Origin of the sequence: Massilia aquatica (assembly GCF_011682045.1) — a bacterium.
In the GTDB taxonomy this organism is placed as follows: Bacteria; Pseudomonadota; Gammaproteobacteria; order Burkholderiales; family Burkholderiaceae_D; genus Telluria_A; species Telluria_A aquatica.
Window position 1 is genome coordinate 41,918 of record NZ_VVIW01000024.1, and the last position, 16,150, is coordinate 58,067.

Below are 16,150 nucleotides of genomic sequence, written 5' to 3' on the forward strand. Positions count from 1 at the left end.
CATATGGGACGCAGTCTATGGAAAGGCGCCATCAGCTTCGGGCTGGTGCATATTCCGGTCGAGATGCATCCGGCCGTGCGCGACAACGCGCTCGACCTGACCATGCTCGACCGCCGCGACTTCTCGCCAGTCGGCTTCAAGCGCTACAACAAGGGCAACAACAAGGAAGTGGTGTGGGACGACATCGTCAAGGGCTATGAGTACGCCGACGACGAGTACGTGGTGCTGTCCGACGAAGACCTGCGCCGCGCCAACCCCGAGGCCACCGGCACCATCGACATCCTGGCCTTTGTCGACGCCGACACCGTGCCGCTGCTGTACTACGAACAGCCCTACTATCTGGCGCCCGGAAAGGGTGGCGACAAGGTCTACGCGCTGCTGCGCGAGACCTTGAAAAAGGTCGGCAAGATCGGCATCGCCACAGTGGTCATCCGGGTCAAGCAGCACCTGGCGGCGCTGGTGTGCGAAGGCGATACCATCGTCCTCAATACGCTGCGCTACAGCGACGAGATCCGCCCCACCGATGAACTCAAGATCCCGGGCGCCAGGTCGAAGAGCGCCGCCATCTCCGACAAGGAGCTGAAAATGGCGATGGCGCTGGTCGAGGGCATGAGCGAGGACTGGGAGCCGGAGCAGTACCACGACACCTATCGCGAAGATATCCTGGCGCTGGTCCAGAAAAAGGTCAAGGCCAAACAGACCAAGACCATCACCATGCCGGAGAAGGAAAAGGCGCCCGCCAGCAAGAGCAACGTCATCGACCTGGTGGCGCTGCTGCAGCAAAGCCTGGGCAAGAAGCCGGGCAAGGCCAGCGCCCCACCCGAAGAGAGCGACGCCGAGGACGAGGAGGAAGCGCCGGCCGCCAAACCGCGCAAGGCTGCCTCAAAAACCGCGAGCCGCACCAAGGCGCCAGCGAAAGCCGCGACCAAAGCGGCCGCCAAGCCTGCGGCCAAAGCCAAGCCAGCGCCGGCCCGGCGCAAGGCTGCGTGACGTAAACAGGAGCCGCATGTACGAAATTTTTGCTTTATTGGAGTGGCCGGCGATGGCGATCAGCCTGGCCGCCGCATGGTGGATGGGTTCAAAAAAGGCCGGCAAGCGCATCGTCGCTTTCTGGATGCTCATCGTCGGCAACCTGATGTGGATCGCGTGGGGCTGGGGCGAAGCCGCCTGGGCGCTCATTGCCCTCAACGTCGGCCTGCTGGCCCTGAACGTGCGCGGCATCCGCAAGAACGAGGATGCCTGACAAAAGCTGGCCAGCGACCAGCATGCAATAATGGTCGGCATACCGCAGCGAAGCTGCCAATGGGTTTTTCCCTGCGCCTATACTGTCCGGGACGGCGAGGCGGCGCAACCACCGGAAGAGCCGGAAACCCCGCAAGGCTGACAGCTTGGTAGATTGATATTCATGTGATAATGTCAATACCCAATTGACAGGACATCACCCATGAAATTCGCCACCCTCGCAGCGGCCGCCCTCCTCGCACTGGGAACGGGCGCCGCCCATGCCGAGGTCACCGAGCAAGACGCCATTCAGGCGCAAGTCGCCGGGGCCATGGCCTCGGGCGACTACGCCAGCGCCAACTGCCCCAACCTGACCGTCGACAAGGAACGCCTGGCCGAACAGATCAAAAAGTCGGGCAAAACGGCGGAACAGCTGCGCGCGAGCGAAGACTATGTCGAGCAGCGCGATGGCATCAAGGGCATCGCCGCCACCAACAAGGCCCCCTGGCTGTGCCTCTTGCTGCCACTGGCGCATGGCGGATATGGCCGCGGCTTCGTGATCGAGAAAGAATAGCAGTAAGCCATTCCCCGGATTGAACCCAGGAGGCAAGCATGGCGAAAAGTCGGATGATGCGGCATGCCGAGGGCGCCGTCGTCAGTGCGTTCTTCTTGTCGTCGCTACTCCTGGTGGGCGTGCTCGTCGGCGAAGATGCGCTGATCGTGCTCTACTTTTTATGGCCGACGGTCCTGATCGCCGCGGCGCTGGTCTGGTACCTGACCTTGTCCCCCATGCCCCTCGCAAGCAAAATCCTGCGCCTCGCCTTGTACCTGCTGTTATGCGCCGTGACAGTGGTCGCCGCCTTCTTCAACATGGCCAAAGACCTGCACCTCACTCTGCAAGCGGCCGCATACCCGGTGCTGGGCATGCTGATCTTCGCCGCGATCTTCCCTGCCCCAAAAAAAGTGAATTGATAAAAACTATCGGTCGGATATATTTAATTGCCTTTGACTAACTGATGAGCTCAAATACACTGCCTGCATCGAATCACCACTGAGGAGTTGCAAGCATGAGCCAAGACCAACAGATCACCACCGCTTCCGGCATCCCGGTCGCCGACAACCAGAACTCGATCAGCGCCGGTCCACGCGGCCCCTTGCTGCTGCAGGACTTCCACCTGATCGAAAAGCTCCAGCACTTCAACCGCGAGCGCATTCCCGAGCGCGTGGTGCACGCCAAAGGTTCGGGCGCGTACGGCACCTTTACCGTCACCGACGACATCAGCCACTTCACCAGGGCGAAACTGTTCAGCGCCATCGGCAAAAAAACGGACACCTTCGCCCGCTTCTCCACCGTGGGCGGTGAACGCGGCAGCGCCGACACCGAACGCGATCCGCGCGGCTTCGCCCTGCGCTTCTACACGGAGGAAGGCAACTGGGACCTGGTCGGCAACAACACGCCAATGTTCTTCATCAAGGACCCGATCAAGTTCCCCGACTTCATCCACACCCAAAAGCGTTGCCCGCGCAGCAACCTCAAGTCGCCGACCATGATGTTCGACTTCTGGAGTAAGGCGCCCGAAAGCCTGCACCAGGTGACCATGCTGTTCTCGGACCGCGGCACGCCGGACGGCTACCGCCACATGGACGGTTTCGGCAGCCACACCTATAGCCTGATCAACGCCGCCGGCGAGCGCGTGTACGTCAAGTGGCACTTCAAGACGCGCCAGGGCATCAAGAACCTCAGTGCCGCCGATGCCGCGCGCATCGCCGGCGAAGACCCGGACTACGCCCAGCGCGACCTGTTCGGCGCCATCGAGCGCGGCGACTTCCCGCAGTGGGAAGTACGGATCCAGGTGGCGACCGAGCAGCAGCTGGACGACTGGGAAGCGCGCACCGGCTGGAACCCGTTCGACCTGACCAAAGTCTGGCCGCACCGCGACTTCCCGCTGCACCCGGTCGGCATCTTCGAGCTCAATCGCAATCCCGACAACTACCACGCCGAAGTCGAGCAGGTGGCGTTTTCGCCGGCGAACGCGGTGCCGGGCATGGGCTACTCCCCGGACAAGATGCTGCAAGGCCGCCTGTTCGCCTACCACGACGCCCAGTTGTACCGGGTCGGCACCAACCACCAGCATCTGCCGGTGAACGCGCCGCGCTGCCCGTTCCACAACCAGCAGCGCGATGGCGCGATGGCCGCCCATAACGGCGGCGCGGCGCAGAACTACGCCAACGTCAACGCGGCCGGCAGCGCCCCGCGCGGCATGGGGCACGGCGAACCGGAACTGGCCCTGCGCGGCGGCGCCGGCCGCTTCGACGGACGCGGCGTGGAAGACGACTACACCCAGGCTGGCAACCTGTTCCGCCTCCTGACGGAGCAGGAAAAGCTGAACCTGTGCGCCAACCTCGCCGGGCCCCTGAGCCAGGTGAGCGACGAGATCCTGCAGCGCCAGCTGGCCCACTTCGACAAGGCCGACAGCGCCTACGGCAATGGCGTGCGGGCCGCGCTGAACATCAAGTAAGCGCAGCATCCGGCGCGGGTTTCAACGGCCCGCGCCCTACTCCTTCTTGAAGCCCAGCTTCTTCATGGCCGCCGTCAGCGTCTTGGCGGCTTTTGCATAGCCGTCCCACGGCGCGTTGCCGAGGTCGAGCCGGGTGTGTGCGTTATGCACCGTCCAGTGGGCGCCCGACTTGAGCCCGGCCAGTTCATCCCACCCCACCGGCACCGAAATACCCAGCCCCGGCCGCACCCGCGCCGACCAGGCGCAGGCCGTGGTGGCGCCACGGGCATTGCGCAGGTAATCGATGAAGATCTTGCCGACCCGGTTTTTCGGTCCGCTCTTGAACGCAAACCGGTCCGGCAGCGTGAGCGCCATACGGCGCACCACCTCCTGCGAAAAGTCCTTCACCGTATCCCAATCGAGGCCGCCCTTGAGCGGCACCACCACGTGCAAGCCCTTGCCGCCGCTGGTTTTAAGGAATGATGGCAGGCCCAGTTCGTCCAGGAACGCGTGCATCAGCTGCGCCGCCTCCTGGATCGCGGGCCAGTCGACGCCCTCGCCCGGGTCCAGGTCGAACACCATGCGGTTGGGCGCTTCGTAGTTCTTGCCGGTCGCGTTCTGGGTGTGGAACTCCACCACGTTCCACTGCGCCGCCGACAGGATGCCGCCCACCGTTCCCACTTCCAGCATGGGCGGGTGCCCGGGATCGAGCGCCTGGTCCATCCGCTTCACGCCGGGCAGCTTGTCGACTTCCGCGTGCTTCTGGAAAAACAGCTCGCCGCCCACGCCGCTGGGCGCGCGCACCAGCGACACCGGCCGGCCTTTCAGGTGCTCGAGCATGAGCTGCCCGACCAGCGCGTAATAGCGAATCAGTTCGATCTTGGTGGTGCCGCTTTGTTCATCGATCACGCGCTCGCCGTTGGTCACTTTCAGGGTAGCGGGCAGCTTGCCTTCGGGCGCGACTGGTTCGGCCTTGGTTGTCGCGGTTTTCTTTGTTGCGGTCTTCGCTTTGGTCTTGCTCTGCGTCGGCATCGACTCCTCCATGTGTTTGGCGACTTCACGTACGATTTTCCTGGCCGGCTTGTCGCTGCGCAGGCCCTGGAACACGGCGTGACGGATTGCCCCGGCGCTGGTCCACTCGGCAAAGCTGACCTCCGCCACCAAGGTGGGCTTGACCCAGTGATGCTTGCGCCCCGCCACCGCCTTGGGCGGAAACGGGCTCTCGTCGGTATCGAGGGCGCTCAATTTGTCTTTCAGGTCGCGCAGCACGGCCTGGGTAAAGCCGCTGCCGACGTTCCCGGCGTATTGCAGCAGGCCGTCCTTGTCGTGGGTCCCGAGCAGCAGCGCGCCGATACCTGCGCGCGAGCCCTGCGGATCGGTGTAGCCGCCGATGACGAATTCCTGGCGCTGGCCGCATTTGAGCTTGATCCAGTCGGGCGAGCGGCGCGTGACGTAGCGCGAATCGCGCCGCTTGCCGATCACGCCTTCCAGTCCCAGCTTGCAGGCGGCAACGACCAGTTCCTCCGGATCGGTGCCAAACTCGCCCGAAAAGCGCACCGTGTCGGACGACGCCTTCTCTAACAGCGCGCCAAGCAGCGCGCGCCGCGCTTCGAGCGGCACCGCGCGCAGGTCGTGGCCATTGAAGTACGGCGCGTCGAACAGGAAGTACACAATGTCGGCCGTGTTCGAGCCGTCGAAGGCCAGTTGCAGCAAGCCGAAATCGGGCCGTCCGTTCTCGTCATGGACCACGATTTCGCCGTCGTACCAGCCGTCCGGCAGCTTGAGTTTGACCAGTTCCTTTTGCAGCGGTTCGAGCTTGTGGGTCCAGTCGTTGCCATTGCGCGTAATCAGCTGTACCTGTTTGTCCTCGATCCGGGCCAGCAGCCGGTAGCCGTCGAACTTGACCTCGAAGATCCACTCGGCCGGGTCGCCCGGGGGCTGGTCGACCAGGGTCGCCAGTTCGGGCGAGAGCGATGCCGGCAGCGCCGCCTTGAGCGCCTGCGCCGGCAGGCCACGGGTAGCCCCGGGCGCCGCCTTGGGTTGCGCCTTGGCCTTGACCGCTTTGGCGCCCGGCATCGGCAGTTTGCTCACACTGTCCGGCATCTCGTCGACCACGGAGAACTCGGCGGCGGGCTTGGCATAATCGTCTTTTTCCTTGATCAGCAGCCAGGGCTCCTGTTTTTCGCCCTTGCCCTTCATCCGCACCAGCACCCATTTGCCGCGCATTTTATGGCCGTGGATCTCGAACTTGAGGTTCCCGCCTTCGTAGCCCTTGTGCGGATCGTCAAGCGGTTGCCAGGTGCCCTTGTCCCAGATGATCACCTTGCCGGCCCCGTACTGCTTCTCCGGGATGGTGCCCTCGAAGCTCGAATACGAGATCGGATGGTCCTCCACATGCACCGCCATGCGCTTGTCTTTGGTATCGTAACTAGGTCCCTTGGGCACGGCCCAGCTTTTCATGGTGCCGTCCAGTTCCAGCCGAAAGTCGTAATGCAGGCGGCTGGCCCAGTGCTTCTGGATGACGAAGGTGAGCGCACCGGCCGCCGCCTCGCCCCCCTCGGCCGGTTCGGAGGTAATCGAAAAATCGCGTTTGGACTTGTAGACCTTTAATGCATCCGGCATGGCGGCAACCTCTTCCTGATGGTTTTTTGCCGATTCTGGGGCCAGCCGGGCCGAACGACTGTTCGCCAGCTAACCAACAGGCTGGCGAGGCTGATTGTAAGTAGTTGTAAATCGCGTCAACTGAGATGTCATGGGCCGCGTTAGTGACTCTGTAGCACCCAAGAACTGCTCCACCATATAACCACACTGAGGAAACACCATGAAAAAAGTTATCGCATCGTTGATCGCCGGTCTGTTCGCTACCTCGGTTTTCGCCCAGGCTCCTGCCGCTCCAGTCGCTAAAGCCGAAGCAAAAGAAGCGAAAGCAGTCGTCAAAGCCGATACCAAAGCTGCAAAAGCCGATGCCAAAGCCGATGCAAAAGTAGAAAAAGCTGCCGCTGAAGCCAAATCGGACGTCGCCGAAGCCCATGCCGACGCCACCAAGTCGAAAGCCAAAGCCCACTCGAAAGCCAAAAAAGAGAAAGCTGAAGCTAAAAAAGACGCTGCTGTCGACAGCGCAGAAGCCAAAAAAGACGCAGCAATGAAGTAAGTTGTTCCGCAGTGAGAAGAAAGAGACAGGCCCCCCCTGTCTTTTTTTTCGTCCCGGTTTTTTGTTTCCCCGGATCAAAACACGTTTTTTGAAAAATGTGCATCGACGTCACCCTGCTTTAACCCCTTTTGTCGCCCCGCTCCGTTTCACAGTCAATGCCGGCACCAGCGCCGGCCAACCGGAGCCTCCCCATGTTCAATCGAATCCTGCCCCTGGCACTGCTGTTTTCCGCCACGTCCTTAGCGCTCGCACAATCGCCGCGCCTGATCCAGCGTCCACCGCCGTTAATGCAGACAGCCGCCGACGCCAGGCCGATCGAACTGCAATCGCTCTCGATCAGCGCCGACATCAGCGGCGGCATGGCGCAAACCACCGTGCGCATGGAGTTCTACAACCCGAACGCGCGCCAGCTCGAGGGCAATCTGCAGTTTCCGCTGCCCGACGGCCAGCAGGTCAGCGCCTTCGCCCTCGATATCGACGGCAAGATGCGCCCCGCCGTGCCGGTCGAAAAAGAGCGTGGCCGCGCCGTGTTCGAAGAAATCGTGCGCGGCCGCGTCGACCCGGCCCTGCTCGAAGTTACCCAAGGCAACAACTTCAAGCTGCGCGTCTATCCCATCCTGCCGTGCAAGACCCGCACCGTCGAACTGACCTACGCCGGCCCCTTGACCCGCAGCGCCGCCAACTGGCTCTATCGACTGCCGCTGGCCTTTGGCGAGGTACGCAATTTCGACCTGGCCATCCGCGTCAACGACGCCGCCGAGGCGCCGCAACTGCTCGCCAACGGCCACGAGCTGCGTTTCGAGCGCACCGGCGGCGCCTATGAAGCGCGCCTGCAGCGCCAGAACTACAAGGCCGAACGCGAGATCGGCATCCAGACCGTGGCCTCAACCGACGCACGCATCTACCGCGAAACGCGCCTCGGCCAATCGTGGTTCCTGGCCGAGATTCCGGTCGCGGCAACCCCGGTGGCGCGTGCGCGTGCGCGCGTCATCGGCCTGCTGTGGGACAGCTCGGGCTCGGGCGAGCAGCGCAACGTCGGGCAGGAACTGGCCGGACTCGATGCCTATTTCCGCGCGCTCGGTTCGGTGCAGGTGCGCCTGACGCGCCTGCGCGACCGTCCCGAAGCGCAGCAGGTATTCGACATCCGTGGCGGCGACTGGAGCGCCCTGCGCCGCGCGCTCGAAAGCACCCGCTACGACGGCGCCAGCGCCCTCAACGACTGGAAGCCGGAAGCGAGCGTCGACCAGTACCTGCTGTTTAGCGACGGCCTGGCCAACTATGGTCCGGCGCGCGCGCCGGTACTGGCGCAGCACCAGGCGCTGTTTGCACTGGTTTCGTCCGCGTCGTCCGACACCGGCCGTCTGGCCGCACTGGCCGAACGCAACCGCGGCCAGATCATCCGCATCGACCCGGCCGCACCTGGCCGCGCCAGCGAGGCCCTGCTGTCGGCGCAGCCGCGCATCGAACAGGTAGCGGCCACCGGCGCCACCGACATCGAAGCCGGCAGCGGCGTGGTCGAAGGCGGCATGCTGCGCATCGCCGGCCGCCTGCTGGCCGACGACGCCACCGTCAATGTCACGCTGGCCGCCGGCGCCGCCAAGCAAACCGTGACCCTGCAGATTCGCCCTGACAGCCCGCAGCATCCGCTGGCCGCGTCGACCTGGGCGGCACTGCGCCTGCGCGCGCTGGAAGCGGACCCGGAGCTGCACCGCGCCGAAATCGGCCGCATCGGGCGCCGCTTCGGCATCCCGACCCGCGAAACGTCCCTGATCGTGCTTGACCGGCTGGAAGACTATGTGCGCTACGAGATCGAGCCGCCGCAGGACTACCTCGACGCCTGGCGCAAGCTCAGCGACCTGCGCGGCGGCCAGCGTAGCAGCGCGCGCGTCAAGCATCTGGAGCAGGTGGTACGACATTTCGAGAGCCGCACCGCATGGTGGAACACGGCCTTCCCGCGCGTTGCCGCCAAACCCGCGCAAGAGCGCTACCAACCGTTCGATAAGCTGATGGCAGCGCCTTCCGCACCGGTGGCGGCGCCCGCGCCCGCGCCTGTGGAGCAGGCGTTTTCATTTAAGGCAGCGCCGGAGCCGGAGCGCGTCGAGATAACAGCATATTCGGTACGACGCCCCGAGATGGCATCGATGCTTACGCCGCAAATGGCGTCTGCCAAGCAAATGAACGTGTCCGAGCGCGCGCCGTCGATCGGCATGGGGCTGAAAAAATGGGTGCCGAACGCGCCCTACATCAAGCGCTTGCGCGACGCCGACGCCGCCAGCGTCTACGCCATTTACCTCGACCAGAAACCGGATTACGCCAACAGCAGCGCCTTCTATCTGGACGCCGCCGACATCCTACTCGAAAAACGCCAGCACGACCTGGCGCTGCGCGTGTTGTCCAACCTGGCCGAAATGGACCTGGAAAACCGCGCGGTGCTGCGCATCCTCGGCTACCGCCTGTTGCAGGCCGGCGCGCCGCAGCTGGCGGTGCCGGTATTCGAAAAAGTGCTGCGCCTGGCCGGTGAAGAACCGCAATCGTACCGCGACCTGGGCCTGGCGCTGGCCGCCAGCGGCCGTACGCAGGAAGCGATCGACACGCTCTACGAGGTGGTCGAACGGCCGTGGGACGGCCGCTTTCCGGACATCGAAACCATCGTGCTGGCGGAAATCAACGCCATCGTCGCCGCTTCGCCCAAGCCGCTCGATGTGCGCCGCATCGACCCGCGCCTGCGCGCCAACCTGCCGCTCGACTTGCGCGTGGTGCTGACCTGGGACGCCGACAACAGCGACATGGACTTGTGGGTGACGGCGCCGGATGGCGAAAAATCGAGTTATCTGCACCGCTTGTCCAGCCAGGGTGCGCGCATGACCAACGACTTCACCGGCGGCTATGGTCCGGAAGAGTTTTCGGTGCGGCGCGCGGCGCCGGGCAAGTACAAGATCGAGGCCAACTATTATGGCAACCGCCAGCAGGTGGTGGCCGGCGCGACCACCTTGCAGGTCAGGCTGTTTACCGCCTTCGGCACGCCGCGCCAGAAAGAACAGGCGATCACGCTGCGCCTGAAGGACCGCAGCGAAACGGTGTTCGTGGGCGAATTCGACATCAAGCCCTGAGTTGGCGGCGCGGCGCATCGGCAACGCTGCGCCGCGTTTAGTCCGCGTGTTTAACCCCTTTGTTGCAGGTGGTGCGTTTCATTGGTATGCCGGCCCGCCCGGCCAACTGGAGACCACCATCTTGACCCGACTTCTTATCCTCGCGCTGCTGTGCATCGCCAGCAGCGCCGTCCATGCCCTCACCCCACCGACTCCCTTGCGCTTGCCGCGAGTGACCATGCACAGCGCGCAGGGCGACCCGATCGAGCTGCGCCAGCTGACGATCCAGGCGAGCATCAGCGGCAGCATGGCGCAAACAACGGTGCGCATGGAGTTCTACAATCCGAACCCGCGCCAGCTCGAAGGCAATCTGCAGTTCCCCCTGCTCGACGGGCAGCGGATCGGCGCTTTTGCGCTCGACATCGGCGGCAGGATGCGCCCGGCGGTTGCGGTGGCCAAGGCACGCGGGCGCGAAGTGTTCGACGAGATCACCCGCGCCAGGGTCGATCCAGCGCTGCTGGAGGTCACGCAGGGGAACAACTTCAAGCTGCGCGTCTATCCGATCATGCCGCGTAGTAGCCGCGTGGTGGAACTGAGCTACATGGAGCCGCTCGCGCGCCGCGGCGGCCAGTGGCTGTACCGCCTGCCGCTGGAATACGGCGCGGTGCGCAATCTGGACCTGACCATCCGCGTCAACGATGCCGCTGCGGCGCCCGTGTTTGCCACCCCCGGCCCCGGCCTGGACTTCGAACGCGCCGACGGCGTCTACCAGGCCCGGTTGAACCGCAAGGACTACAGCGCCGGCGGCGCGCTCGACGTGCTGACCACCGCCAGCACCGAGGCGCGCGTGTACAAGGAAGACCGGCTCGGCGCCACCTGGTTCGTGGCCGAAATGCCGGTGACGAACCTGCCCACGCCGCGCGCGGCGCCACCCGTCATCGGCCTGCTGTGGGACAGTTCCGGCTCGGGCGAACGGCGCAACCTGGCCGCCGAACTGGCTGCGCTCGACCATTACCTGCGCGCGCTCGGGTCGGTGCAGGTACGCCTGACGCGCCTGCGCGACCGGCCGGAGGCGCAGCAGATATTCCACATCAGGCGCGGCGACTGGAGCGCCTTGCGGCGCGCGCTCGAAAGCACCCGTTACGACGGCGCCAGCGCCCTGAACGACTGGAAGCCACAGGACGATGTCGACCAGTACCTGCTGTTTAGCGACGGCTTGTCCAACTACGGCTCCGCCAGGGCGCCGCAACTATCGCGCCGTCAGTCGCTGTTCGCGGTCAATTCGGCCAGCGCCGCCGACACGGTGCGCCTGGCGGCGCTGGCCGAACGCCAGCGTGGGCAGTTAATCGGAATCGACCCGGCCACCCCGCAGGCGCTCGCCAACGCGCTGCTGCATACCCAGGCCCGCATCGAGCACATTGCCGCTGGCGGCGCCACCGACATCGAAACCGGATCGACCATCATCGAGGCTGGCATGCTGCGCATCGCCGGCCGTGTGCTGGCGCCGGACGCCGCGCTCGATGTCACCATCGCCAACGGCGGCAGGAACCATATCATCAAGCTGCCGATCGGCGCCGACGCGCCCTATCATCCGATGGCCGCATCGATGTGGGCGGCCTTCCGCCTGCGCAGGCTGGAAGCGGACGGCGGCTTGCAGCGCGCCGAAATCGGCCGCATCGGCAGCCGCTTCGGCATCCCCACGCGCGAGACTTCCCTCATCGTGCTGGAGACGCTGGACGACTACGTGCGCTTCGATATCGCGCCCCCGGCCGACATGCTCCAGGCCTGGCGCGAACGGCAAACGGAAGATACCGTCGACAGAGAGGCGCAGCGGCGCGCTCACCTGGAGCGGGTGGCGCGCGCTTTCGCGCAGCGCAGCGCGTGGTGGAATACCCGATTCCCGCGCCCGGCGTCCAAGCCGCCGGCGCCAGTCATCCGCGACGGCATGACGATCGTGACGGTCACTGGAACCGTTCACAGGAGAATGGTCGAAGTGGAAACGTCGACCGCGCCTGGCCTTAACGCGGCGGCCGCCCCAAGCCAAGCGCAGGGCCGGATCGACGCGACGGTCCGCGCGGTCCAGGCCCGCGCCAGCGTGCCATCGTCGACGGCGGACGCCCCCTATCTGGCGCGTTTGCGCCAGGCCACGGCAGTCGATGCATATGCTGTCTACCTCGAGCTCAAGCCCGACTATGCCGACAGTAGCGCGTTCTACCTCGATGCCGCCGGTATCCTGTTCGACAAGGGACGGCGCGAGCTGGCGCTGCGGGTGCTGTCCAACCTGGCCGAGATCGACCTCGAAAACCGGGCGCTCCTGCGCCTGCTCGGCTACCGCCTGATGCAGGCCGACGCACCGGCGCTGGCCGTGCCGGTCCTGCGCGAAGTGCTGCGCCTTGCCGATGAAGAGCCGCAATCGTATCGCGATCTGGGCCTGGCGCTGGCCGCCACCGGGCACGCGCAAGAGGCGGTCGATCTCCTGTACGACGCAATCGAGCGCCCGTGGCACCGCCGTTTTCCCGGCATCGAAACGATCTTGCTGACCGAGATGAACGCGATCATCGCCACCGCCAGGAAGCCGCTCAAGCTGACCCGCATCGATCCCCGCCTGCTCGCCAGCGAGCCGCTCGACCTGCGCATGGTGCTGACCTGGGATACCGACAACAGCGACTTCGACTTTTGGGTGACAGCGCCGGACGGCTACATATCGGCGTATGACAGTGCCGGGCGGTCGCGCCAGGATGGACGTATGTCGAACAATTTCAGGGGCGGCTATGGGCCGGAAGAATACGCGCTGCGCCGCGCCGCCCCCGGCAAATACCGCGTCCATGCGATGTACATCGGCAGTTCCCAGCAGGTACTGGAAGCGCCGCCCACCTTGCAGGTCAAGGTGACAAGCGCATTCGGTACGCGTCGCCAGAAGGAGCAGTCGGTCACCATGCGCCTGACGAAACGCTACCAGCAGGAGCTGGTGGGCGAATTCGAGATCAAGCCGTGAACGTGGTCAGGGCTTGATCGCGGCGATACGGTCGCGCGTTGCGGCCGGCACCGGATAATCGGGATAGGCGGCGCGGAACCTGGTCCATTCGGCCAGCGCGTCCCTGTCCAGCTTCGCCTTGAGCATGGCGTCGATCACCGCCAGCCAGTCGCGCGCATGTTTGTCGTGCGAATCGGCCGTGGCGATTTTCGACGACTCCGCCACCTTCATGGCCACCTCCTCGGGCTCGCGCCGTACCTGCGCGGGTTTGGCCGCGCGTGCGTACGACTGAGGCGCTGCCTGTTGCAAGTCGAAGGCATACGCGTCGCGCACCGGCGGCGGCGCTGCGAGCGCTGGCGCCGGCGGTGCGGCCACTGGCGCCGGGGCGGCGGCCGCCCTCGCCGGCGTCTGCATCTCGGGGACCGGATTGTCGCTGTTGTAGCCTTCGTAGGATGGGGTGGCGGCCTTCTCCTTGAACACCTGCACCGGCGAACTGGTTTCGGCAGTCCGTCGCTTGATCGAGGAGCCGGTGATTTCCACCCGCTGGAGTTGCTCGAATTCCGGGGCGGCGGCCACCTGCACCGGCGGGGCCGCTCTGACAGCCGGCTCGGGCGCAGCGGAGGCCACAACGGCCGACGGCGCAGGCATCGGACTACTGGCGCGCGGCACTGGCGCAGCCGGCGGCATCATCGGCGGCGCCGCCCGCGCCATCTCGGCCGGCATGTTTAACACAACCGGCGCTTGCGCCGGCTCCGCGGCGGCCATTCGGTCCTCCATGCGCGCGCCGCTGCCCTGGTACGCCTGGTGGCCCAGCACGCCGGCCAGCACGCCGGCCGCGATCCCGGCCGGAATGCGCCAGCGCCGGCCCACGCCAGGCGCCAGCAGCGGCGGCGCGCCGTCGATCACGGCGTCGTTGGCCGCCGCCGGCCGCGCCGCCCTGGCCTCCTGTTCCAGGCCCGCTTTCACGTAGCCCAGGATGGCGGCATCGAGCTTCGGGCTGGAAGCCGGCTGGGTCAACCCTTGCAGACGGCGCGACAGATCGTCTTCCCCACGCAGGAAGGCGTCGAACTCGTCGTCGCTCATGTCATCGTTGTTCACTCAGGCTCCCTTCGCGCAGTTTGCGCATGGCATAGCGCAAACGGCTCTTGACCGTTTCCACCGGTGCTGCCACCACGGCGGCGATGTCTTCGAGGCTCATGCCGCAAAACTGCTGCAGCACCAGCGCCTCTTTCTGCTCGCTCGGCAGGCCCGCCAGCGCCACATGCAAGCTGTCGCTCTGCTGTTTTTGTTCGAGCGCGACATCGGGCGAGACCACATCCTGCGCCGCATCGGCCAGCGAGTCAAATACGTCGCGTCCATCCGTGCCGCTGCCCAGCTCCGCCGCCAGCAAGGGCTGCTGCTGGCGCAGCAGGTCGAGCAGGCGGTTGCGGGCAATCTGGAACAGGTAGGTGCGAAACGCCGCGTCGGGCTGGTAGCGGCTGCGCGCATGATGCAGGTTGATCCAGCTGTCCTGCACGATCTCGTCGACCCAGTCCGCGCGCGGCGAACGCCAGGCGACAAAGCGGTACAGGCCCGCATGGTGACGGCGATAGAGCTCCTCGAAGGCGACCAGGTCGCCATCGCGGTAGCGCAGCATGAGCTGCTCGTCTTGTAGGGTGGCGGGCATGTGCCGCCATTGTAGGGCGTGCCCTGTGAATACGCAAATGCCGCGGCTGTCCGGCCGCGGCATTTGTCATGGGGATGCCGGCTTGATTACTGCCAGCCGCCGCCCAGGGAGCGGATCAGCGCCACGGTGGTGACGGCGCGCTCGCCCCGCAGCTGCACCGCATTGCGTTCGACCGCCGCCAGGTTGCGCTGGGCGTCGAGCAGGTCCAGGTAACTGGAGCGCCCGGCGTTGTACAGCTTTTGCGCCAGGTCGGCCGAACGGCGCGCCGATACCACGGCGGCGTCGATCTGCTCGGTCTGGCCAGCCAGGATGCGCAGGCCGGCCAGGTTGTCTTCGACTTCGGCAAACGCCACCAGCACGTTCTGGCGGTAGCTCGCCACCGACTCTTCCAGCACCGCTTCGCTGCGTGCGATGTTGGCCTTGTTGCGGCCACCGTCGATGATCGGCATCGACAGCAGCGCGCCCAATACCCACGAACGCGCGCTCCAGTTAAACAGGTTGCCGCCGCTGCCCGATTCGGTGCCAAGGCCACCGGTGAGGCTCAGCGACGGATACATCGCCGTTTTGGCCACCCCGATGCGCGCATTGGCGGCGATCATCGCGCGCTGGGCGGCGGTGATGTCCGGGCGGCGCTCCAGCAGGGTCGATGGCAACCCGGCCGGAATGCTTGGGAGCAGCGCCGATTCCACCAGCGGGTTGACCCCGGCGCTGAACATGGCCGCCGGTTTACCCAGCAACACGGCCAGTGCGTGCTCGAATTGCACGCGCTGGCGTTGCAGGCCGATCGCCTCGGCGCGCACCGTCGACAGTTCGGTCCTGGCGCGGGCCAGGTCGAATTCGCCGATGTCGCCATTGTCGTAGCGGCTCTGGTTCACTTTCACACTTTGCGTGCGCAGGTCGACCGTGCGCGCCAGGGTGGCCAGTTCGGCGTCCGTTTCGCGCAGCTTGAAGTAAGTCTGGGCCACGTCCGCCTGCAAGGCCAGCAGCACCGACTTGTAGGTCGCCTCCGATGCCGCCGCGTCGGCGTTGGCGGCGCTGACGTTGGCCGCCACGCGGCCGAACAGATCGAGCTCGTAGCTGGCGGTCAGCCTGGCCTGGTATACATTGCCAGGTGCGACCGACGCATCGTCGGCCAGGCCGCGCGAGACGCCCGAGTTGCGGCTGCGCTGCGCGCCCATGCCGGCGCCCACCTGCGGCGCGCGGTCCGCTTGCGAGATGCCGGCCAGCGCCCTGGCCTGCTTGACCCGCGCCGCCGCCACCGCGAGATTTGCGTTGGCGTCGGTCGCTTCGCGGATCAGCGCGGTCAGGTCGGCGTCGTTAAACGCCAGCCACCATTCGCCGCGCGCCTGCCCTTCGGCCGGCTGCGCCACCTTCCAGCGGGTACCGTCGGCCGCCTGCAGCGGCTCGGACGACTCCTTGAAGGCGGACGGCATGTCGAGCGCCGGCGCTTTCAGTTCCGGGATGCTGGAACAGGCTGTCAGCAGCAGCGCCGCCAGCAATGGCGCAACGAGGGGTGAAATGCGGCTCGTGATTGTTGTCTTCATATCAGCC

At 65.5% G+C, this 16,150-nt stretch carries 12 protein-coding genes; 8 read left to right on the forward strand and 4 right to left on the reverse strand.

Annotated features, from left to right (window positions below; all coding sequences use genetic code 11):
- Nucleotides 1–3 precede the first annotated feature (3 nt).
- The 5 genes from ku (at nt 4) to F1609_RS27515 (ending at nt 3,740) form a co-directional block, all read left to right on the forward strand.
- Nucleotides 4–990, forward strand: coding sequence for a non-homologous end joining protein Ku (gene ku / locus F1609_RS27495; protein ID WP_167080036.1), 987 nt, complete (start codon nt 4–6; stop codon nt 988–990).
- A 16-nt stretch (nt 991–1,006) separates the two neighbouring features.
- Nucleotides 1,007–1,243 carry a hypothetical protein gene (locus F1609_RS27500; protein WP_167080038.1) on the forward strand — a complete coding sequence of 79 codons (237 nt, stop codon included), beginning with the start codon at nt 1,007–1,009 and terminating at the stop codon, nt 1,241–1,243.
- Between the two features lie 201 nt (nt 1,244–1,444).
- Nucleotides 1,445–1,795, forward strand: coding sequence for a hypothetical protein (locus F1609_RS27505; protein ID WP_167080040.1), 351 nt, complete (start codon nt 1,445–1,447; stop codon nt 1,793–1,795).
- A 38-nt stretch (nt 1,796–1,833) separates the two neighbouring features.
- The gene (locus tag F1609_RS27510) at nt 1,834–2,193 is read left to right on the forward strand and encodes a hypothetical protein (protein WP_167080042.1); all 360 of its coding nucleotides are present in this window, start codon (nt 1,834–1,836) and stop codon (nt 2,191–2,193) included.
- A gap of 95 nt (nt 2,194–2,288) precedes the next feature.
- Complete coding sequence (locus F1609_RS27515) at nt 2,289–3,740, forward strand: catalase (protein ID WP_167080044.1); 1,452 nt, start codon at nt 2,289–2,291, stop codon at nt 3,738–3,740.
- A 36-nt stretch (nt 3,741–3,776) separates the two neighbouring features.
- Here F1609_RS27515 and ligD read toward each other — a convergent pair whose 3' ends face one another.
- Complete coding sequence (ligD, locus tag F1609_RS27520; RefSeq protein WP_167080046.1) at nt 3,777–6,341, reverse strand: DNA ligase D; 2,565 nt, start codon at nt 6,339–6,341, stop codon at nt 3,777–3,779.
- A gap of 199 nt (nt 6,342–6,540) precedes the next feature.
- On the opposite strand from ligD, the gene F1609_RS27525 reads away from it, so the two are divergent.
- From F1609_RS27525 to F1609_RS27535, 3 genes are all read left to right on the forward strand, one after another.
- Nucleotides 6,541–6,870 carry a hypothetical protein gene (locus tag F1609_RS27525; protein ID WP_167080048.1) on the forward strand — a complete coding sequence of 110 codons (330 nt, stop codon included), beginning with the start codon at nt 6,541–6,543 and terminating at the stop codon, nt 6,868–6,870.
- Nucleotides 6,871–7,061: 191 nt separating this feature from the next.
- Nucleotides 7,062–9,980, forward strand: a complete 2,919-nt coding sequence (locus F1609_RS27530; RefSeq protein WP_167080050.1) for a DUF2135 domain-containing protein — start codon at nt 7,062–7,064, stop codon at nt 9,978–9,980.
- Between the two features lie 121 nt (nt 9,981–10,101).
- Nucleotides 10,102–12,954: a DUF2135 domain-containing protein gene (locus F1609_RS27535; RefSeq protein WP_229422098.1), complete on the forward strand. Its 2,853-nt coding sequence runs from the start codon at nt 10,102–10,104 to the stop codon at nt 12,952–12,954.
- A gap of 6 nt (nt 12,955–12,960) precedes the next feature.
- Here F1609_RS27535 and F1609_RS27540 read toward each other — a convergent pair whose 3' ends face one another.
- The 3 genes from F1609_RS27540 to F1609_RS27550 all read right to left on the reverse strand — a co-directional run bounded on the left by F1609_RS27540 (nt 12,961) and on the right by F1609_RS27550 (nt 16,143).
- Nucleotides 12,961–14,031, reverse strand: coding sequence for a hypothetical protein (locus F1609_RS27540; RefSeq protein ID WP_167080052.1), 1,071 nt, complete (start codon nt 14,029–14,031; stop codon nt 12,961–12,963).
- Entirely contained in the window at nt 14,018–14,599 is a 582-nt protein-coding gene (locus tag F1609_RS27545) for a sigma-70 family RNA polymerase sigma factor (protein ID WP_229422099.1), read from the reverse strand. The genes F1609_RS27540 and F1609_RS27545 overlap by 14 nt, the downstream gene beginning before the upstream one ends.
- A gap of 86 nt (nt 14,600–14,685) precedes the next feature.
- Complete coding sequence (locus F1609_RS27550) at nt 14,686–16,143, reverse strand: efflux transporter outer membrane subunit (protein ID WP_167080130.1); 1,458 nt, start codon at nt 16,141–16,143, stop codon at nt 14,686–14,688.
- Nucleotides 16,144–16,150: the final 7 nt, after the last annotated feature.